This window comes from Sedimentitalea arenosa (assembly GCF_016428585.1).
GTDB lineage: Bacteria > Pseudomonadota > Alphaproteobacteria > Rhodobacterales > Rhodobacteraceae > Sedimentitalea > Sedimentitalea arenosa.
In genome coordinates, this window is sequence record NZ_JAELVR010000001.1 from 339709 (window position 1) to 358174 (window position 18466).

Here is an 18466-nt window from a genome sequence, read left to right on the forward strand (position 1 = left end):
CCGCTTGAACGCTGCGCGGTGTCCGCGCATACCAAGCGAATGTTAAGGTTTTGTACAGCATTCGTTCTTGCTCTCTGCCTGCCTGTCGCAGGCGTCGCCGGTCCCGAGGGGCCGGTCCGGGTGATCGATGGCGATACGCTCGACGTGGGGGATACGCGAGTGCGCCTACATGGCATTGATGCGCCCGAGCGCGACCAGACCTGCCAGAGACATGCGACGGGTGAGACCTGGGCGTGCGGGGACTGGGTCACGCGTGAAGCGCGCGCACGCTACGAAGGACGCATCGCCGATTGCGATACGATCGACACCGACCGCTATGGCAGGGTGGTGGCGCGTTGCGAAGTCGGAGGAGTCGACATCGGTCGGTCGCTCGTGTCGGATGGGCTGGCGTTCGCATATCGCCGCTACTCGATGGACTATGATCTCGAAGAGAAGGGTGCCGCGGTGAATGACCGGGGCCTGCACGCGAGCCGGGTCATGACCCCTTCGGACTATCGCGCCGCACGCGCAGTCGTCCCGCAGCCCTCGCGCGCGGATTGCCCGATCAAGGGTAACATCTCATCCAAAGGCACCCGTATCTATCACATGCCGGGTCAGGAGCACTACGACAGGACGCGGATCAGCACCTCCAAGGGCGAACGGTGGTTCTGCTCGGAGGGGGAGGCGCGGGCCGCCGGGTGGCGGCGCGCCCGACGCTAGATTTTCGTCGCGTAAGGTATGTGTTTCGGTCCTTTTTGATCCGCATCAAGGCAGGCGCAGCGCCGGCGCGCCTAGTCTTTGGGCAATCGCAGAAGAAGGAGCGAACGGATGTCCCACACCCCCCACGAACTGGTCGAAGAATTCCCCGACAAGGTCGAGTTGATGCGCCGGCTGAAACAGTCTGATGCGCATTTCGCGAATCTCGCGGATGAGTATCACGAGGTGAACCGCGCCGTGCATCGTGCGGAAACCAATGTCGAACCGATGGCGGAACTGGCCGAAGGCGAGCTGCGCAAGAAACGCGCGCTTCTGAAGGACCAGATCTGGAACATCCTGTCGACCGCCTGATCTCCTGGCCCGGCGCGAGCGTTCCTCGGGCCGGGCTTCAGCCCACCTGGTAGGGCAGAACTCCCCTTTCGTTTTCGTCGATCGTCAAGCGCCGTTCGAGCGGTGGCACGGATCGTTGATGGCAGTTGGTGCGCTCGCAGATCCGGCAGGAAATCCCGATCGGCTCAAAGCCACCCGTCTTGGACACGTCCAGATCGTCCGCGTAGACGAGTGACCCCGCATGGGCGACCTCACACCCCAGCGCGATGGCATAGCGCCGAACCGGTGCGCCGAACGAGCCACCTGGTTTCGAGACATCCCGCGCCAGCGAGATGTAGCGTACCCCGTCCGGGGTTTCCGCCAGTTGCCGCAGGAAGCGGCCCGGCGTTTCGAACGCCCGGTGCACGTTCCAGAGCGGGCAGGCGCCACCGAAGCGGGCGAACTGGAGCCGTGTGGCACTGTGCCGTTTCGTGATCGTGCCGGCCTGATCGACGCGCACAAAGAAGAAGGGAATGCCTTTGGCGCCGGGACGCTGGAGCGTCGACAGGCGGTGCGCCACCTGTTCGATCGAAGCCCCGAAGCGCAGGCTCAGCTGTTCCAGATCGTGGCGGCACTCCTGCGCCGCCGCGAGAAACGCGCGGTAGGGCATCAGGGCCGCGCCCGCGAAATAGTTCGCCAGCCCGATCTTGGCGATACTGCGGGCCGCGTCGGAATGGAACCTCGCCAGGTCGAGTGTCGCTTCGATCAACTGTCCCTGCACGATCAGCGCCAATTGCAGCAGAAGCTGAAACACCTGCGTCTGGGGCGTCGCGCGCGAGGACAGACGCAGGATCTTGCGTTCGGCATCGAATTGGCGCAGCGAGTCCATGTCGACCAGCGCCACGACGATCCCGCGCGCCGACATCTGCGCCATGGCGACCGAGCGGATATCCTGCGACGGGCCGACCTGGCTGGCGAAATTCTCCGCTGCCCTGTCCACCGCGTCGATGTAGTTGTCGCAATAGTGGAAGAAATCGCGCACCTCGTCCCATGGGCTGGCCTGGGTGCGCGCATCCTCGCGCCCCAGCGCCTCATCGAGCGAGGCGAGGCGTTCATGGGTCTGGCGATAGCTGCGGTGCAGTTCGATGAAGGCCCGCGCCAACGCCGGCGCGTTGGACGCCGTAAGGCGCAGATCGGCCAGCGGTGGCATCGTGTCGGCAAAGACCGGATCGGCCAACGCCTCTCGCATATCGCTGACCAGCCGCTCGCTGTCGCCGGTGCTGAGTTCGGTAACGTCGAGACCGAATTCCTGTGCCAGCGCCAGCACGACGGTGGTGCTGACCGGGCGATTGTTGTTCTCCATCTGGTTCAGATAGGGAAGGGATACGCCCAGTTTTGCAGCGAATTCCTTTTGCGTCAGGCCAAGGCGGGTGCGCATTTCGCGCAGTTTGGCCCCGGCATAGAGTTTCTGGGTGGGCATGGAGTGCCTTTGCAAAGCGACGTCAAGGGCACGCTAACTTTGCAAAGCCGCGCGCACAAGCGGCTAGAGGCCCAGCTGCTTCTGACGCCGAATCACCAGCAGGATCGCAGCCAGGCCGAGACTCGACGTGATGAACATCATCGCCATCAGGGTGAGCGCGCCGGTTTCTTCGGTCAGCAGGAAGCCCGCGAGCGCGCTGAGCGCGGCTCCGCCCGCAAGCATGATCGCGCCGCCGAAGCCCGACGCCGTGCCGGCGAGATGTGGGCGCACCGAGAGCATCCCGGCGGTCGCGTTGGGAATGGACATCCCGTTGCCGAGGCCGACGAAGGTCATGAAGCCGAAGAATGTGAGCGGTGTCGCGGTGCCGGCGAGTATGAACGTCAATGACAGCAGGATGCCGAGGCAGTTCATCAGGCAGCCCCAGAGGATCATCGAGTTGATGCCGAAGCGCGTGGCGAAGCGCCCGGTGACGAAATTGCCGAGAAAATAGCCGATGGCCGGTGCGCCAAAGAACAGGCCCAGCACCGCCGGATCCATGCCGAAGATCACCGTACCCACGAAGGGCGCGCCGCCCAGATAGGAAAAGAATGCTCCCGACGACAGCGCCGAGGCCATCGAGTAGCCCCAGAAGCGCGGACTTCGCAGAAGCTCGGGGTACTCGGCGAACTGGGCGGTCAGGGTCAGCCCGCTTTTGCTGCCGGTCTCGCCCAGATCGGCCCAGATCAGCGCCAGCATGGCGCCGCCCAGGAGGAACAGCAGCCAGAAATTCGCCTGCCAGCCGAAGACCTGGTCCAGCGCTCCGCCGACCGCGGGGCCGACCATCGGCACCACCGCCATGCCCATGGTGACATAGCCGATCATGCTGGCCGCCTTGTCCTGCGGATACATGTCGCGCACGACGGCGCGGCCCAGAACCATGCAGACCGCGATGATGGCCTGGCACATCCGGAAGAACAGGAACATCGTGGCATTCGGAGCGAAGATGCAGCCGAGCGTTGCCAGCATGAACAGAACCGTTCCCCAAAGCGTGACGGGGCGTCGTCCGAACTTGTCCGCGATGGGGCCGATCAGCGTCTGCAGCACCGCGCTGGTGCCCAGATAGAGCGCGACCGACAGTTGCATCACCTGGTAGTCGGTCTGGAAATGCACCGCCATGTTGGGAAGGCTGGGCAGGAAGATGTTCATCGTCAGCGCCGATAATCCCGTCATCAGGATCAGCGTCGCGATATGGGGTGGCGTGCGGCGGTCCAGGAACCGCATTTGCTTGAAGTCGGCCATGGTAAATGTTCCCTACCGCCGGAAGCGGGAGCGGTCTATGGGTTGATCTGTTAATTAGCATTTTTGCAATTAGCAAAACACTGGTTCTCTAAAATATGCAAATATTCCGAAATCCACTTTGGTCCGCTCCGCAGGTTCTGTAGGGTCCGGCAAAATCTGCAAGGGAACCCGAACCATGAAAGATATCCTGACCGTGCTGAACGATCGCCGCGCCGCTGCCCGCCTCGGCGGAGGTCAGAAACGGATCGACGCCCAGCATGCGCGCGGCAAACTGACAGCGCGCGAGCGGATCGATCTGCTGCTGGACGAGGACAGCTTCGAGGAATTTGACATGTTCGTCGGCCACCGCTGCACCGATTTCGGGATGGAGCAACAGCGCCCCTATGGCGATGGTGTGGTGACCGGTTGGGGCACGATAAATGGTCGCATGGTCTATGTCTTCAGTCAGGATTTCACCGTTCTGGGCGGCTCGGTCAGCGAAACGCATGCGCGCAAGATCTGCAAGATCATGGACATGGCGGTCGAGAATGGCGCGCCAATCATCGGCATCAACGACTCGGGCGGTGCGCGGATCCAGGAAGGTGTGGACAGTCTCGCGGGCTATGGGGAAGTCTTCCAGCGCAACATCATGGCCTCGGGCGTGGTGCCGCAGATCAGCGTCATCATGGGGCCCTGCGCGGGCGGCGCGGTCTACTCGCCGGCGATGACCGACTTCATCTTCATGGTCAAGGACACTTCCTACATGTTCGTGACCGGCCCCGACGTGGTCAAGACCGTGACCAACGAGGTTGTGACCGCCGAGGAACTGGGCGGGGCCAGCACCCACACGCGCAAGTCCTCCGTCGCGGATGCGGCCTTCGAGAACGACGTCGAGGCCTTGGCAGAAGTGCGTCGCCTCGTCGACTTCCTGCCCCTGAACAACCAGGCGAAACCGCCCGTGCGCCCGTTCTTCGACGAGCCGGGCCGGGTCGAGACGTCGCTCGACACCTTGGTGCCGGAAAACGCCAACAGCCCCTATGATATGAAGGAACTGATCCTCAAGATCGCGGACGAGGCGGATTTCTACGAGATCCAGGAAGATTTTGCCAAGAACATCATCACCGGCTTCATTCGCCTCGAGGGCCGCACCGTGGGGGTTGTCGCGAACCAGCCGATGGTGCTGGCCGGGTGTCTGGACATCGACAGTTCGCGCAAGGCTGCGCGGTTCGTCCGGTTCTGCGATGCGTTCGAGATTCCGATCCTGACGCTGGTCGACGTGCCGGGCTTCCTGCCGGGGACGGGCCAGGAGTATGGCGGCGTCATCAAGCACGGGGCCAAGCTGCTCTATGCCTATGGCGAAGCGACAGTGCCGAAGGTCACGGTGATCACGCGCAAGGCCTATGGCGGAGCGTACGTGGTGATGGCGTCCAAGCATCTGCGCAGCGATTTCAACTACGCCTGGCCGACGTCCGAGATCGCGGTGATGGGCGCCAAGGGCGCGACCGAGATCATCCACCGCGCAGACCTCGGTGACCCGGAAAAGATCGCCAAGCACACGGCGGATTACGAGGCGCGCTTCGCCAACCCGTTCGTGGCCGCCGAGCGTGGCTTCATCGACGAGGTGATCCAGCCGCGCAGCACAAGGATGCGCGTCAGCCGCGCCTTTGCGTCGCTGCGCAACAAATCGGTCAAGATGCCCTGGAAGAAGCACGACAACATTCCGCTCTGAGGCGAAAGGAACCGTCATGGCCCGCCCTGCGTTCACTCCGAAAGGAGATTGTTATGCCAAACAAGGACATGTCCAGCATCAAGGACGAAGACACCTACGAAGCCCTGCGCGACAAGGGGTATTCCAAGGAAAAATCCGCTCGAATTGCGAATGCGCAGGCGTCATCCGACCAATCCCCTTCGGAAAAGGGGGGCAAGGCGCCGCCCTACGAGGACTGGACGAAGGACGAACTCTACGATCGAGCTCAAGAGGTCGGCATCGACGGCCGTTCGGACATGACCAAGGACGAGTTGATCGAAGCGTTGCGCGGCTGACCGAAGCGGGGTCGTCGTGATGTCTGGTTTGTGGAACAATCAGGCATTCGCGATCACCCATGCCGACGATGGCAAGTTCGTAGGCCAGGGTCTCAGAGCCTTTTTCGAGTACCGCGATCTCGGAATCCGTGATGCATCAGGCGGTAAATTCGGTGCGCATGTCATAAGAGCCGTCCCGGGAATGGAAAGCCCCGGCGCGTGGCACAGCCACGATCTGGATTTCCAGATGGTCTACGTCACCAAGGGCTGGGTGGTGTTCGAATACGAAGGGCAGGGCGAGCATATTCTCCGCGAGGGGTCGTGCGTGCTGCAGCCCCCCGGCATCAAGCACCGCGAATGCCGTCATTCCGACGATATGGAGCTGATCGAGATCGTTTCGCCTGCCGAGTTCGCCACGCGTGATGAGGATGCGCCGTGAAAATCGGACGTGGCACCAAGGCGGCGCGGGCGTTTCCGGTATTGCTTCTCCTCGGCTGGCCGTCATGGACTGCGGCTCAGCAGGTGGTGCCGGTGCCGTCCGGCCAGCACGTTGAACTGACCGAAGTGCTTCTGGATGACACGCCCGGAGAGACGTGGGCGCGGTTCCGATTCGTGGCGCCGCAGATCGCGCGCGACGGTGGCGACATCTCGTATGAGACCGCTATCGCGGACATGGATGCGCTGTGTCGAGGCCTGATTCTGCCTTATCTGGAAGAGTATGATCTTGACCCGCGCCGCATCGTGATCTCGCTATCCGATCGCGATGTGCCGTTCGGGGCAGCAGATCCCGATGCGACACAGTTCTTCGAGGCGTACCGGCCGAATGCGGCCGACTGCATTTGGGAGGAATTTTGATGTTTCCACAACATGTTGCGGTCGACGCTTCCCATCATCTTTCACCTGAGGTTTCGCTGCCACGCTGCCCCGGCGATCCGCAAAATTCGTATCAATCTGGCGTTGAATATCGTATGAATTTACCGAGCCGTGCAAACGCGGCCGGGGTCCGACAGAACGGGCCGGCCGGAGCGGGCGCTCCGGTTTCATTCGGCAGAGCAGTCAGGAGACATCGATGGGTCACTGCATCAGACTGTGCGCGGCAGCCTTCTTGGTTGCCACAACTGCTGCGTGCGAATTGCAGCCTCAGGAAGAGTTCGTCATCCGCGAGCCGGAGCCGATTTCCGTCGCCCGGACGGCCACCGGAAAGTACTAGCCGCAGACAGCATCCGAAGACACCGCGGCGGCTGACATTGGCTGGCGGGAGGCCACCATGCTGAAGCATCGCGGCTTTCCCGGGCGTTTGCCGGGTACGGATTTCCAGTTCACGATCAGGCGGCCCAATCCAAAGGGGGCGACGCCGCTTGTGCGGCGCGAGCGCTATGCCGATCGCAGGCCCGCCGACCGGCGCGCAGACGCCGCGTTCATGGCGGCGCTCTGGACGCAATTCGGCGATCAACCATTCGAGCGTGGCAACCTGGATGCCGGGCGTCTCAGTTGGTTGTTCGAGCGCGAAGTGGTGCCCGCCGAAGATCCGTTTGACCCCACCAGCTACGACGCGCTTCTGGTGATCGACGGCGCGGCGGCGCGCGCGGCCTTTCCCGAGGTGTTCACAGCGTGATCGGCAGGTTTCGGCATAACCCCTCGTCATTTCGGCAGAAAACGGCTCATTCGATGACAATCGAAAAAATGGGGTTGGATTCTTGCGCGAAATCTACAATCGTTATGGTTGTAGGCGGTGTTTCTATTCCCGCACCGTTTGCAGACTATCTATTCCGTACCCCTTCCCTGAGCGGGCAGGCATCCGTCGTTGACGAGTGCCTGCCCGTTTCACGTTTTGGGCGGGAAAGCGCCGAACCCAAGGGGTGTGACACAATCTTCTTGAGGAACTTTATGGATGAGGCATGGGTTTTCTCATCGAGCGTTAAGAATCCAAAAGGATGTGTCCCATGCAAACTCTTCTCAAGACAGCGACCCTTGTCGGTCTTCTCGGCGGCCTCGCGGCTTGCGGTGAAACCACGACAGAGCAGGCGCTCTACGGCGGCGGTGCCGGTTTCCTCGGCGCAGCGGCGCTTGACACCAACGTGGTCGCGGGCGCGGCTGCCGGCGCTGCGGCCAACGTGCTGTACTGCGACCAGAACCCGGGCAAGTGCAACTGACCGCTCCGGTCTCTCCGGTCAATCGTCGCGCACTGTACTGATCCGCGCCGTCCCGCCGCGGCGTGATGGCGACACGTTCCTAACCACCATTCCGCATTTCACCGCCCTGGCCGCCCGCGCCAGCGGCGGTGTTCTGCGTTCCGCAACAACACACGTGAAGGACCCCACATGTTCAACAAGATCCTGATTGCCAATCGGGGCGAAATTGCCTGCCGAGTCATCAAGTCTGCCCGCAAGATGGGAATTTCGACCGTCGCGATCTATTCGGATGCCGATCGTCAGGCGCTGCATGTGCAGATGGCAGACGAGGCGATCCATATCGGGCCTTCGCCCGCGAACCAGTCCTATATCGTGATCGACAAGGTGATGGATGCGATTCGCCAATCCGGTGCGCAGGCGGTGCATCCGGGGTATGGCTTCCTGTCGGAGAACAGCAAGTTCGCCGAGGCGTTGGAAGCCGAAGGCATCGCCTTTGTCGGCCCGCCCAAGGGCGCGATCGAGGCGATGGGCGACAAGATCACCTCCAAGAAGATCGCGCAGGAAGCCGGCGTGTCGACGGTGCCGGGCTACATGGGCCTGATCGCCGATGCGGACGAGGCGGTGAAGATTTCCGGAGAAATCGGCTATCCGGTGATGATCAAGGCCAGCGCCGGGGGCGGCGGCAAAGGCATGCGCATCGCCTGGACCGACGAGGAAGCGCGCGAAGGTTTCCAGAGTTCCAAGAACGAGGCGGCCAGCAGCTTTGGGGATGACCGCATCTTCATCGAGAAGTTCGTAACCCAGCCGCGCCATATCGAGATTCAGGTGCTCTGCGACAGCCATGGCAACGGTGTGTACCTGGGGGAGCGGGAATGCTCGATCCAGCGCCGCAACCAGAAAGTCGTGGAAGAGGCACCAAGCCCGTTCCTCGACGAAACCACCCGCCGCGCGATGGGGGAGCAGGCCGTCGCGCTGGCGCAGGCTGTCGGATATACCAGCGCGGGCACAGTCGAATTCATCGTCGATGGCGACAAGAATTTCTATTTCCTCGAAATGAACACCCGCCTGCAGGTGGAGCATCCCGTTACGGAACTGATCACCGGAATCGACCTTGTCGAACAGATGATCCGGGTCGCCAACGGCGAAAAGCTCCCTTTCAAGCAGGACGATATCAAGCTGAACGGCTGGGCCATCGAGAACCGGCTCTATGCCGAAGATCCTTACCGCGGGTTCCTGCCCTCGATCGGGCGCCTGACCCGTTATCGCCCGCCGGCCGAAGTGGCCGAGGACAGCCATGTGGTCCGCAACGACACCGGCGTCTACGAGGGCGGCGAGATCAGCATGTACTACGACCCGATGATCGCCAAGCTCTGCACTTGGGCGCCCACCCGCGCCGAGGCCATCGAACGGATGCGTGTGGCGCTCGACAGTTTCGAGGTCGAGGGAATTGGTCACAATCTGCCGTTCCTGTCGGCGGTCATGGATCATCCGATCTTCGTCGCCGGTGACATGACCACCGCCTTCATCGAGGAGCAGTATCCCGAGGGCTTCGACGGGGTTGAGCTGCCCGAGCCCGAACTCCGCCGGATCGCCGCGGCCTGTGCCGCGATGCACCGGGTGGCCGAAATCCGGCGGACCCGCGTGTCCGGCCGGATGGACAACCACGAACGCAAGGTCGGAATTGACTGGATCGTCAGCTTGCAGGGTCAACGCTACGAGACGGCGATCGCCGCAGATCATGACGGCTCGACCGTCACCTTTGGCGATGGGCACGAGATGCGCGTTTCCAGCGATTGGACGCCCGGTGACCAGTTGGCCACGCTGACCGTCGAGGGCAGCCCCCTGGTTCTGAAGGTCGGCAAGATCAGCGGCGGCTTCCGAATCCGGTCGCGCGGTGCCGACATCAAGGTGCATGTTCGAACGCCGCGGCAGGCCGAACTGGCCGATCTGATGCCCGAGAAGGTCGCCCCTGACACGTCCAAGATGCTGCTCTGCCCGATGCCGGGGCTGATCGTGAAGGTTGATGTGGCGGTCGGCGACGAGGTTCAGGAAGGGCAGGCGCTGTGCACTGTCGAGGCGATGAAGATGGAGAACATCCTGCGCGCCGAACGCAAGGGCATGGTTTCCAGGATCAATGCCGCCGCCGGAGACAGCCTGGCCGTCGACGACGTCATCATGGAGTTCGAGTGACCCCGTGAGCCAACGCCCGGCAAATAACGCGAGAGTGCAGCCAGACCGGGGTCAGAAGCCTCGGCGCTGGTTCACCTCGCGCTCGCGTTCGGGCATCTTGTCGATCGAGCGGGTGATCTCGCGCACGGTCCAGGGCAGGGGCTTGCGCAGCTTGACCCCGCCATCCTTGCCGATGATGACAAGCATGAAGCCCCGCGGGCGAAGCTTGGTGCGCAAGGGCGAGTTGGCGCTGGGATCGGTGTCGGTGAGCACCACCACGTCGCGCTCGAGCAGCATGTCCATGCCGTCGGTCAAACGCTCGACCTGTTCGGAAAAGCGCGGATCGGCAGGAGAGTCCGCGAAGACGACAACCGGGCGATTGACCCAGAGAAATTCGCTCAGGTCGCTTTCGCCCGCCGGCCGGATCAGCTCTTGCGGATCGGGGGGTGAACTGTCCTGTGCACCTGCCGGAACGGCGAATAGTGCAGCGAAAACAAGACTTAGTATTCGGTTCATTCTGACTCCTGTGGTTTTGAATATAATGGCGATGCGTGCGAATGCGACTGCTGATTTGACCGAGGGGGCCAAAAACATCGACGTTAATCGCATGGTGAGGGGTTCCGGAGAATGATGGCGGCAATTCCTGCAACCTGGCCGGGTGGGACGGCCCTGTCCCGAAGGATCGCCAAAGCGATGGATGTCATTCTGCATGTCGGCGCGCATCGCTGCGCCACGACCACATTTCAGCACTACCTGCGCCGCAACTCCGAGCGGCTGAACACGGACGGCATCGGCGTCTGGGAACCACGCCGAACCCGCAACGGGTTGTTTCACGGCATTCTTCCGGGTCCGCAGGCAGACGTTCGCGGCAGCCTTTATCGCCGAGGTGTCGGGCGGGTGCGTGTCAATCTCGCTCTGGCGGCCGAGCGGTTCCGCAACCTGATCGTTTCAGACGAGAACATGCTCGGTACGATGGGGCAGAACCAACGCAGCGCATCGCTCTATGGCGCGGCGGGGGATCGCATGGCGCGCTTCTTTCCGGCCTTCGAGGGCCATGTGAGCGACGTAATCCTGAACATCCGCTCGCAGGAAACCTATTGGGCCTCTGTCTTCGGATACGGTTTGATGCGCGGGCGCCCCATGCCCGAGCCCGAGATGCTGGAGCGGCTGTCGCACGACCAGCGAAGCTGGCGCGACGTGATCACCGACCTGGCCTGCGCCTTGCCCGGTGTGCGGCTTTGGGTCCTGCCTTTCGAGACGTTCGCCGGGCGCCCGGATGCGCAACTGGCGACACTGGTGCCGGGCAAGGCGCCAAGGCAGCATGCCCGCATCCGGGTCAACGCGACTGCGCGGCTGCAAGAGCTGCGTGCCGACATAGCGCCGCGCGAGGCGGCGCGATTGCCTGAGGGCGAGGGCCGCTTTCAGCCGTTCACACGAAGTCAGATCGTGCGGTTGCGCGAACGCTATGCCGACGACGTGATGTGGCTGATGTCCGGCGCGGACGGGCTGGCCTGGATGATGGACGATCCTGAAAAGAGATGGACGGGGCTCAACCCGTCTTCGACCGACATGACAAGAGGAAGATCACATGACGAGCGACAAGGACGAATGGAAGGCACTGGCTGAGGCGGAGCTGCGCGGCCGGTCCCTGGATGATCTCACCTGGACGACGCTGGAGGGGATCGAGGTGCAGCCGCTCTACACGGCTGACGATCTCGCCGGGGTCAACCATCTGGGGTCGATCCCCGGTGCCGCGCCCTTCACCCGCGGGGTCAAGGCGACGATGTATGCCGGGCGTCCCTGGACGATCCGGCAATATGCGGGCTTCTCGACCGCCGAGGAATCCAACGCCTTCTATCGCCGTGGCCTCGCCGCCGGGCAGCAGGGGGTCAGCGTCGCTTTCGATTTGGCCACGCATCGGGGCTATGACAGCGACCATCCGCGCGTTGTCGGCGATGTGGGCAAGGCGGGCGTTGCGATCGATTCCGTCGAGGACATGAAAATCCTGTTCGATGGCATTCCGCTCGACAAGGTCAGCGTCAGCATGACGATGAACGGCGCGGTGATCCCGATCCTCGCGAACTTCATCGTGACGGGCGAGGAGCAGGGCCATGACAGGTCAGTCCTGTCGGGCACCATCCAGAACGATATCCTCAAGGAGTTCATGGTCCGCAACACCTATGTCTATCCGCCGGAACCGAGCATGCGGATCGTGGCCGACATCATCGAATACACCGCGAACGAGATGCCCAGGTTCAACAGCATCTCGATCTCGGGCTACCATATGCAGGAAGCGGGCGCGAACCTCGTGCAGGAACTGGCCTATACGCTGGCGGATGGGCGAGAATACGTGCGCACGGCGATCGCGCGCGGCATGGATGTCGACCGCTTCGCCGGGCGCTTGTCGTTCTTCTTCGCCATCGGCATGAATTTCTTCATGGAGGCGGCCAAGCTGCGCGCCGCGCGGTTGCTCTGGCACCGCATCATGAGCGAGTTCGAACCCAAGAACCCCAAGTCGATGATGCTGCGCACCCATTGCCAGACCAGCGGTGTCAGCCTGCAGGAACAGGATCCCTACAACAACGTGGTGCGCACCGCCTACGAGGCGATGGCGGCAGCCTTGGGCGGCACCCAATCGCTGCACACCAACGCGCTGGACGAGGCGATTGCCCTGCCGACGGACTTCAGCGCCCGCATCGCGCGCAACACACAGCTGATCCTGCAGGAGGAAACCGGCATCACCAACGTGGTCGATCCGCTGGCCGGCTCCTACTACGTCGAGAAGCTGACCCATGACCTGGCCACCGAAGCGTGGAAGCTGATCGAGGAAGTGGAGGAGATGGGCGGGATGACCAAGGCGGTCGCCAGCGGCCTGCCGAAGCTGCGGATCGAGGAAAGTGCCGCGCGGCGCCAGGCGATGATCGACCGGGGCGAGGAAGTGATCGTCGGCGTGAACAAGTATCGCCTGCAGAAAGAGGACGAACTCGACATCCTCGACATCGACAACGCCAAGGTCCGCGAATCCCAGGTCGCGCGGCTCGAGCGGATCCGGTCCGAACGGGACCAGGCCGCCTGCGACGCGGCGCTCACCGAAATCACTCGCCGCGCAACCGAGGGCGGCAATCTTCTCGAAGCGGCCGTCGAGGCCGCGCGCGCTCGGGCCTCTGTCGGAGAAATCAGCATGGCAATGGAAAAGGCATTCGGACGTCACCGCGCGGAAGTAAAGACGCTCGCGGGCGTCTATGGCGCGGCCTACGAGGGCGACGAAGGCTTCGCCGCGATCCAGAAATCGGTCGAAGAGTTCGCCGAGGCGGAGGGCCGCCGGCCGCGGATGCTCGTGGTCAAGATGGGCCAGGACGGACATGACCGGGGCGCCAAGGTGATCGCGACGGCCTTCGCGGATATCGGGTTCGATGTCGACGTGGGCCCGCTGTTCCAGACCCCGCAGGAGGCGGCGCAGGATGCGGTCGACAACGACGTGCACGTGATCGGGATCTCCTCGCAGGCGGCCGGTCACAAGACGCTGGCCCCGCAGCTGGTGGCCGCGCTCAAGGAGGCCGGGGCCGAGGACATCATCGTGATCTGCGGCGGTGTCATCCCGCAGCAGGACTACAAGTTCCTGCGGGACAACGGGGTCAAGGCGATCTTCGGGCCGGGCACCAACATTCCCGAGGCGGCACAGGATATCCTCAGGCTGATCCGCGACGCGCGGGCCTGATGCGAAAGCGCGCCCGCATCCTTGCGGGCATGGCGGCGGGTGCCCTGTGGGCGCTCGCCGTTGTCGGCGGGCCGCAACTGGCGGGTCTGCCCTACTTGCCGGCGCCCCTGTCCGTGCCCGGAGCCCTCGTTCCGCCGGGGATCGTTATGGCGGCGATGATCGGTCGCCTGGCGCAGCGACGCTTTTGGGATGATGCGCTCATCGACGGGCAGGACTTTCCATCCGGCAGCCCCGGCTGGGTCGATCAGCGCGTGCTGCACAACACGATCGAACAGGTGGTCCTGGCGCTCGTCACCTGGCCCTTCGTGGCACTGACCCTTGGTGGCGGCGTCGTCCTCGTGATGGGCGTGGCGTTCGCCCTCTCACGGCTTGCCTTCTGGATCGGGTATCACGCGGCTCCGCCACTGCGCGCCTTCGGCTTCGCCGCGACCTTCTACACAACGGTGTTGGCGGCATTCTGGGCGGTATTTGCCTGGGCGATCTGATGGCGACCAAACCCGGGCAACCGTGATCGGTTACCCGGGTTGATTTACTGCGCCGGTGCCATGGCGTTCCGGGGCTCGAGGCGCGCGGCCAGCATGAGCGCGGAATAGCCCAGAAGCCCCGACACGATGGATCCCGACAGAACCCCGGCGCGGACCTGGTTCATCATGGCCGCGTCGGAGAAGCTCAGCCCGCCAATGAAAAGCGACATGGTGAAACCCACGCCGGCGAGACAGGCGATCCCGTAGATGTGAAGGTAGTTGGCCCCAGCGGGAAGCCGCGCGAGACCGGTCTTGACCATCAACACGGTCAGGCCGAACACACCCACCTGCTTGCCGATCAGCAGACCGAGCGCGATGCCCAGAGGCAGCGGCTGCATCAGCGAGTCGAGCGTCATTCCCTGCAGTACGACACCCGCGTTGGCGAAGGCGAAAATCGGAATGATCAGGTAGAGCACATAAGGCGCGAGGGCATGTTCCAGCGAATGCAGCGGTGACTTGCCCCACTTGTCCTTCAGCGGGATGCAGAACGCGGTGACCACACCGGCAAGCGTCGCGTGCACGCCGGATTTCAGCACGAAATACCACATGATCGTGCCCAGAAGGATGGCCGGGGCGATGCGGTGTGCGCCTTTGAGATTGAGCCAGATCAGGCCGGCAAGCGGCAGCAGCGCCAGCAGCAGGTAATCGACTTTCAGATTTGCGGTGTAGAACAGCGCGATGATGATGATCGCGCCGAGGTCGTCGAGAATCGCGAGGGTCAGAAGAAAGACCTTGAGCGAGACCGGTGCCCGGTTCCCGACCAGCGCCAGTATGCCGAGCGCAAAGGCGATATCCGTCGCTGCCGGAATCGCCCAGCCATCGATGCTGGGCAGGCCCCAGTTGAAATAGGCGAAGACCAGCGCCGGCAGGGCCATACCGCCGATGGCGGCGACGCCGGGCAGCACGACGTCACGCGGGTTCTTCAGCTTGCCTTCCATCAGCTCGCGTTTCAGTTCGAGTCCGATCAGAAAGAAGAAGATCGCCATCAACCCGTCGTTGATCCAGAGGATCAGCGGTTTTTCGAGCCCCTCGCCGTTCACCTGCACCGAAACGATGCTGCCGAGAACGTCCTGGTAGTAGACGGCAAGAGAGGAATTCGCGACGATCATCGCGGCCACGGCGGCGGCCATCAACAGGATGCCCCCGGAGGCTTCGTGGCTGAAAAACTTGTCAATCGCGCGAAGTAGCATCCTATCCCTCTGATTTTGTCAGGTATTCGGGCAAAGATGGGTCGGTCCGCCGTGAAAACAATAGTCTTGCGTGGGTTTCGGGTCGATTTGCGTGTTTTTTGCCTTTCGTCGGCGGCGCTCGCACGTCACTGTCCGGTCATGATCCGTCTTGACCATATCGCGGTGGCCGGCACCACTCTGGAGGACGCGGCCGCGGCCGTGGAGGTCGCGCTTGGCGTGCGGTTGCATCCGGGTGGCACGCACGATCTCTTCGGAACTCACAACCGCTTGCTCGGGCTCGCCGATGGGCTCTATGTCGAAGCCATCGCCCAAGACCCTGATGCGGCGGCGCCGGCGATCCCGCGCTGGTTCGATCTTGATCGGTTCTCGGGGCCAGCGCGTCTGTCCAACTGGATCTGCGCCACCGACTGCTTGAGTGACGCGTTGGAACACCTTCCCGAGGCGGGACGCGCGGTGGCCCTGCGCCGCGGAGACCTGCGCTGGCAGATGGCGGTGCCCGATGACGGACGGCTGAGCTTTGACAACCTGCACCCGGCGCTGATCTGCTGGCAGAGTCCCGTCCACCCGAGCGCCCTGCTGCCCGCCTCGGGCTGCTCTCTGCGCCGTCTGGTCGTGTCTCACCCGGAGGCCAGGGCGTTGCAGGATCTCGTCGCGTCTGTTTTGCAGGATGAACGCGTCGTCTTCGATCCGGGCCCGGCGGGGTTGATCGCCGAAATCCAAACACCGCACGGGATGAGGACGCTGGCATGATCCTGCGCCCCGCGCGGCCGGAGGACGCCACCGCGATCTGTGCCATCCTCAATCCGATCATCCGCGATACGCTCGTGACCTTTGCACAGGAATCGCGCAGCGCCGCATCGGTCGCGGAGGATATCGCGCGTCGCGCGCCGGCCTATATCGTCGCAGAACGCGCTGACCGCATTGTGGGCTTTTCGACCTATGGCCCGTTCCGCTCTGGGGTGGGCTATGCGCGGACATGCGAGCACACCACCTATCTTGCGCCGGATGCGCGCGGGCAGGGGATCGGACGGAAACTCCTGCACCACCTTGAAACGGTTGCGCACGCGCAGTCGGTTCATGTTCTGGTCGCCGCGATCAGCGCCGCCAATCCCGGCGCGATCGCGTTCCATGAGCGGCTCGGCTTTGCCCATGTCGGGCGTATGCCCGAAGTCGGCTTCAAGCAGGGGCGGTGGCTGGATCTCGTCCTGATGCAGAAGGGTCTGGACCAGGGACAAGATGGCGCGCCTGACTCCGGCGCGGCGGCGCTATAGACTGCCCTCATGTCGCTCTGGACCCGCATATCGGACGCGCTCGCCGCGCTGGCGCAAGGTGAAAGCCTTGCCGAAGTGTTCGAGCGCCTGCGCACGCCGCCCGAACGCCGCGTCGCCTTTGCCATCGCAGTCATTGCGTTGGGGGCGAAGATGGCCAAGGCCGATGGCCACGTCACTCGCGACGAGGTCGCGGCCTTTCGCGAGGTGTTCCAGATCGCCCGTGCCGACGAGGCAGGCGCGGCGAAGGTCTTCAACCTGGCGCGCACCGACATCGCCGGATACCAGGAATATGCGCAGCGCATCCGCGCGATGTTCAGCGAAGACCCCAAGACGCTCTGCGATCTCATGGAAGGCCTGTTTCACATCGCCATGGCGGATGGGTTCTATCATCCGGGAGAAAACAGGTTTCTCGAGGATGTGGCCGAGATTTTCGGTGTACCCGAACCCGATTTCCGCGCCCTGCGTGCCCGGTTCGTGCCCGATGCAAAGCCTGATCCCTACACGGTCCTCGGAGTGACGCCGCAGACCCCGATGCCGGAGATCCGGAGAGCCTGGCGCAGGTTGGTTCAGGAAACCCATCCGGACAGCATGATGGCGCGGGGTGTGCCACCCGAGGCGATCAAGCTGGCGGAAAAACGGATGGTGGACATCAATCGCGCCTGGGAAGACATCAACGACGCGGCCGCCTGATGCGCCTTGCCACCTATAACGTCGAATGGTTCGCCAACCTCTTTGACGATCAGGACAAGCTGATACTCGATGACGGATGGTCCGGCCGTCGTGACGTGACCCGTGCCCAGCAGATCGAGGCGTTGGCGATGGTCTTCACGGCATTGGACGCCGACGCGGTGATGATCATCGAAGCGCCCAACACGGGGCGACGGCAGAACACCGTGCGCGCGCTCGAACATTTCGCCGAGGCGTTCGACCTCAGATCCAACCGCGCTGTGATCGGCTTCGCCAACGCCACCCATCAGGAAATCGCGTTGCTCTATGATCCGGCCGCTCTCGATGCGCGTCACGATCCGCGCGGGCAGAAGGAGGCGCAGCACGCCCCGCGGTTCGATACCGTTTTCCGCATCGATCTCGACATCGATGCCACCGAAGACAAGGTCGAGTTCTCCAAGCCGCCGCTGGAACTGGAGGTGACGACCCGCCGAGGCACGGTTCTGCGCCTGATCGGGGCGCATCTGAAGTCCAAGGCGCCGCACAGTGCGACCACCCGCGATGCCGTGATGCGCCTGTCGATCGCCAACCGGCGCAAACAGCTGGCGCAGGCGGTCTGGCTGAGGCGGCGGATCGACCGACATCTCAAAGAGGGCACCCCGGTGATCCTGATGGGCGATCTGAACGACGGCCCCGGGCTCGACGAATTCGAGCACCTGTTCGGGCGGTCCTCGGTCGAGATCCTGTTGGGAGAGGACCTGCACGATCCGAACGCCCGCGAGGCATTGTCGCCGAGGCACGGCCTCGCCCCGACCAGCGCGCGCTTCCACCTGCCGGATCAGGGCCGCTATCTGAGCGCGCTGCTGGACTATGTGATGATCTCGAGCGACCTGATGAGCCGCACGCCGGTTTGGCGCATCTGGCATCCGCTGGAGGATGCGAAATGCTGGGCCAACGTGGACCTGCGCGAGGCGTTGTTGACCGCGTCCGATCATTTTCCGGTATCGCTGGACCTCGCAATCTGAGCTTTGA

The 18466-nt window shown here is 63.3% G+C and carries 20 protein-coding genes; 16 read left to right on the plus strand and 4 right to left on the minus strand.

The annotated features are described in order from the left end of the window. Window positions 1-39: 39 nt before the first annotated feature. Window positions 40-699 (plus strand): thermonuclease family protein, encoded by a 660-nt coding sequence (locus tag JF290_RS01620; protein WP_199022978.1) that lies wholly within the window; start codon window positions 40-42, stop codon window positions 697-699. Between the two features lie 108 nt (window positions 700-807). Further along, complete coding sequence (locus JF290_RS01625; RefSeq protein ID WP_199022979.1) at window positions 808-1047, plus strand: HP1242/YdcH family protein; 240 nt, start codon at window positions 808-810, stop codon at window positions 1045-1047. A gap of 37 nt (window positions 1048-1084) precedes the next feature. Here JF290_RS01625 and JF290_RS01630 read toward each other — a convergent pair whose 3' ends face one another. Continuing rightward, window positions 1085-2485: a helix-turn-helix domain-containing protein gene (locus tag JF290_RS01630; RefSeq protein WP_199022980.1), complete on the minus strand. Its 1401-nt coding sequence runs from the start codon at window positions 2483-2485 to the stop codon at window positions 1085-1087. 63 nt (window positions 2486-2548) lie between these two features. Continuing rightward, complete coding sequence (locus tag JF290_RS01635) at window positions 2549-3763, minus strand: multidrug effflux MFS transporter (protein WP_199022981.1); 1215 nt, start codon at window positions 3761-3763, stop codon at window positions 2549-2551. Between the two features lie 175 nt (window positions 3764-3938). Between JF290_RS01635 and JF290_RS01640 the strand changes: the two genes are divergently transcribed. The 7 genes from JF290_RS01640 to JF290_RS01670 all read left to right on the plus strand — a co-directional run bounded on the left by JF290_RS01640 (window position 3939) and on the right by JF290_RS01670 (window position 10086). Beyond that, complete coding sequence (locus JF290_RS01640; protein WP_199022982.1) at window positions 3939-5471, plus strand: acyl-CoA carboxylase subunit beta; 1533 nt, start codon at window positions 3939-3941, stop codon at window positions 5469-5471. Between the two features lie 53 nt (window positions 5472-5524). Further along, window positions 5525-5785 (plus strand): DUF7218 family protein, encoded by a 261-nt coding sequence (locus tag JF290_RS01645; protein ID WP_199022983.1) that lies wholly within the window; start codon window positions 5525-5527, stop codon window positions 5783-5785. Window positions 5786-5804: 19 nt separating this feature from the next. After that, the gene (locus JF290_RS01650) at window positions 5805-6203 is read left to right on the plus strand and encodes a cupin domain-containing protein (RefSeq protein ID WP_199022984.1); all 399 of its coding nucleotides are present in this window, start codon (window positions 5805-5807) and stop codon (window positions 6201-6203) included. Beyond that, complete coding sequence (locus JF290_RS01655) at window positions 6200-6619, plus strand: DUF6497 family protein (RefSeq protein WP_227362753.1); 420 nt, start codon at window positions 6200-6202, stop codon at window positions 6617-6619. The genes JF290_RS01650 and JF290_RS01655 overlap by 4 nt, the downstream gene beginning before the upstream one ends. 412 nt (window positions 6620-7031) lie before the next feature. Beyond that, complete coding sequence (locus JF290_RS01660; protein WP_199022985.1) at window positions 7032-7379, plus strand: hypothetical protein; 348 nt, start codon at window positions 7032-7034, stop codon at window positions 7377-7379. A 328-nt stretch (window positions 7380-7707) separates the two neighbouring features. Further along, a complete protein-coding gene (locus tag JF290_RS01665; RefSeq protein ID WP_199022986.1) occupies window positions 7708-7917 on the plus strand; it encodes a hypothetical protein in 210 nt (69 codons plus the stop codon). A gap of 168 nt (window positions 7918-8085) precedes the next feature. After that, window positions 8086-10086, plus strand: coding sequence for an acetyl-CoA carboxylase biotin carboxylase subunit (locus JF290_RS01670; protein ID WP_199022987.1), 2001 nt, complete (start codon window positions 8086-8088; stop codon window positions 10084-10086). 51 nt (window positions 10087-10137) lie between these two features. Here the strand turns inward: JF290_RS01670 and JF290_RS01675 are convergent, their stop codons facing one another. Beyond that, window positions 10138-10581: a DUF4174 domain-containing protein gene (locus JF290_RS01675; protein WP_199022988.1), complete on the minus strand. Its 444-nt coding sequence runs from the start codon at window positions 10579-10581 to the stop codon at window positions 10138-10140. Between the two features lie 177 nt (window positions 10582-10758). Between JF290_RS01675 and JF290_RS01680 the strand changes: the two genes are divergently transcribed. The 3 genes from JF290_RS01680 to JF290_RS01690 are packed head-to-tail and all read left to right on the plus strand — an operon-like array spanning window position 10759 to window position 14268. Next, complete coding sequence (locus JF290_RS01680) at window positions 10759-11691, plus strand: hypothetical protein (protein ID WP_199022989.1); 933 nt, start codon at window positions 10759-10761, stop codon at window positions 11689-11691. Continuing rightward, window positions 11654-13783 (plus strand): methylmalonyl-CoA mutase, encoded by a 2130-nt coding sequence (gene scpA / locus JF290_RS01685; RefSeq protein ID WP_199022990.1) that lies wholly within the window; start codon window positions 11654-11656, stop codon window positions 13781-13783. The genes JF290_RS01680 and scpA overlap by 38 nt, the downstream gene beginning before the upstream one ends. After that, window positions 13783-14268 carry an MAPEG family protein gene (locus JF290_RS01690; RefSeq protein WP_233155080.1) on the plus strand — a complete coding sequence of 162 codons (486 nt, stop codon included), beginning with the start codon at window positions 13783-13785 and terminating at the stop codon, window positions 14266-14268. The genes scpA and JF290_RS01690 overlap by 1 nt, the downstream gene beginning before the upstream one ends. Window positions 14269-14312: 44 nt before the next feature. Here JF290_RS01690 and nhaA read toward each other — a convergent pair whose 3' ends face one another. Beyond that, a complete protein-coding gene (nhaA, locus tag JF290_RS01695) occupies window positions 14313-15497 on the minus strand; it encodes a Na+/H+ antiporter NhaA (RefSeq protein ID WP_199022991.1) in 1185 nt (394 codons plus the stop codon). Window positions 15498-15635: 138 nt separating this feature from the next. Between nhaA and JF290_RS01700 the strand changes: the two genes are divergently transcribed. Genes JF290_RS01700 through JF290_RS01715 form a run of 4 tightly spaced genes read left to right on the plus strand, consistent with a single transcriptional unit; the run spans window position 15636 to window position 18459 of the window. Beyond that, window positions 15636-16247 (plus strand): VOC family protein, encoded by a 612-nt coding sequence (locus tag JF290_RS01700; RefSeq protein WP_199022992.1) that lies wholly within the window; start codon window positions 15636-15638, stop codon window positions 16245-16247. Then, window positions 16244-16768, plus strand: a complete 525-nt coding sequence (locus JF290_RS01705) for a GNAT family N-acetyltransferase (RefSeq protein ID WP_199022993.1) — start codon at window positions 16244-16246, stop codon at window positions 16766-16768. Before JF290_RS01700 ends, JF290_RS01705 begins: the two co-directional genes overlap by 4 nt. A gap of 9 nt (window positions 16769-16777) precedes the next feature. Then, window positions 16778-17458: a TerB family tellurite resistance protein gene (locus tag JF290_RS01710; protein ID WP_199022994.1), complete on the plus strand. Its 681-nt coding sequence runs from the start codon at window positions 16778-16780 to the stop codon at window positions 17456-17458. Further along, entirely contained in the window at window positions 17458-18459 is a 1002-nt protein-coding gene (locus JF290_RS01715; RefSeq protein ID WP_199022995.1) for an endonuclease/exonuclease/phosphatase family protein, read from the plus strand. Before JF290_RS01710 ends, JF290_RS01715 begins: the two co-directional genes overlap by 1 nt. Window positions 18460-18466 lie beyond the last annotated feature (7 nt).

What these genes read in the sequence shown, in the direction of transcription:
- JF290_RS01620 (WP_199022978.1), top strand. Translation starts at nt 40, where the DNA reads ATGTTAAGGTTTTGTACAGCATTCGTTCTTGCTCTCTGCCTGCCTGTC.
- JF290_RS01625 (WP_199022979.1), top strand. Translation starts at nt 808, where the DNA reads ATGTCCCACACCCCCCACGAACTGGTCGAAGAATTCCCCGACAAGGTC.
- JF290_RS01630 (WP_199022980.1), bottom strand. Translation starts at nt 2,485, where the DNA reads ATGCCCACCCAGAAACTCTATGCCGGGGCCAAACTGCGCGAAATGCGC.
- JF290_RS01635 (WP_199022981.1), bottom strand. Translation starts at nt 3,763, where the DNA reads ATGGCCGACTTCAAGCAAATGCGGTTCCTGGACCGCCGCACGCCACCC.
- JF290_RS01640 (WP_199022982.1), top strand. Translation starts at nt 3,939, where the DNA reads ATGAAAGATATCCTGACCGTGCTGAACGATCGCCGCGCCGCTGCCCGC.
- JF290_RS01645 (WP_199022983.1), top strand. Translation starts at nt 5,525, where the DNA reads ATGCCAAACAAGGACATGTCCAGCATCAAGGACGAAGACACCTACGAA.
- JF290_RS01650 (WP_199022984.1), top strand. Translation starts at nt 5,805, where the DNA reads ATGTCTGGTTTGTGGAACAATCAGGCATTCGCGATCACCCATGCCGAC.
- JF290_RS01660 (WP_199022985.1), top strand. Translation starts at nt 7,032, where the DNA reads ATGCTGAAGCATCGCGGCTTTCCCGGGCGTTTGCCGGGTACGGATTTC.
- JF290_RS01665 (WP_199022986.1), top strand. Translation starts at nt 7,708, where the DNA reads ATGCAAACTCTTCTCAAGACAGCGACCCTTGTCGGTCTTCTCGGCGGC.
- JF290_RS01670 (WP_199022987.1), top strand. Translation starts at nt 8,086, where the DNA reads ATGTTCAACAAGATCCTGATTGCCAATCGGGGCGAAATTGCCTGCCGA.
- JF290_RS01675 (WP_199022988.1), bottom strand. Translation starts at nt 10,581, where the DNA reads ATGAACCGAATACTAAGTCTTGTTTTCGCTGCACTATTCGCCGTTCCG.
- JF290_RS01680 (WP_199022989.1), top strand. Translation starts at nt 10,759, where the DNA reads ATGGATGTCATTCTGCATGTCGGCGCGCATCGCTGCGCCACGACCACA.
- scpA (WP_199022990.1), top strand. Translation starts at nt 11,654, where the DNA reads ATGACGAGCGACAAGGACGAATGGAAGGCACTGGCTGAGGCGGAGCTG.
- JF290_RS01690 (WP_233155080.1), top strand. Translation starts at nt 13,783, where the DNA reads ATGCGAAAGCGCGCCCGCATCCTTGCGGGCATGGCGGCGGGTGCCCTG.
- nhaA (WP_199022991.1), bottom strand. Translation starts at nt 15,497, where the DNA reads ATGCTACTTCGCGCGATTGACAAGTTTTTCAGCCACGAAGCCTCCGGG.
- JF290_RS01700 (WP_199022992.1), top strand. Translation starts at nt 15,636, where the DNA reads ATGATCCGTCTTGACCATATCGCGGTGGCCGGCACCACTCTGGAGGAC.
- JF290_RS01705 (WP_199022993.1), top strand. Translation starts at nt 16,244, where the DNA reads ATGATCCTGCGCCCCGCGCGGCCGGAGGACGCCACCGCGATCTGTGCC.
- JF290_RS01710 (WP_199022994.1), top strand. Translation starts at nt 16,778, where the DNA reads ATGTCGCTCTGGACCCGCATATCGGACGCGCTCGCCGCGCTGGCGCAA.
- JF290_RS01715 (WP_199022995.1), top strand. Translation starts at nt 17,458, where the DNA reads ATGCGCCTTGCCACCTATAACGTCGAATGGTTCGCCAACCTCTTTGAC.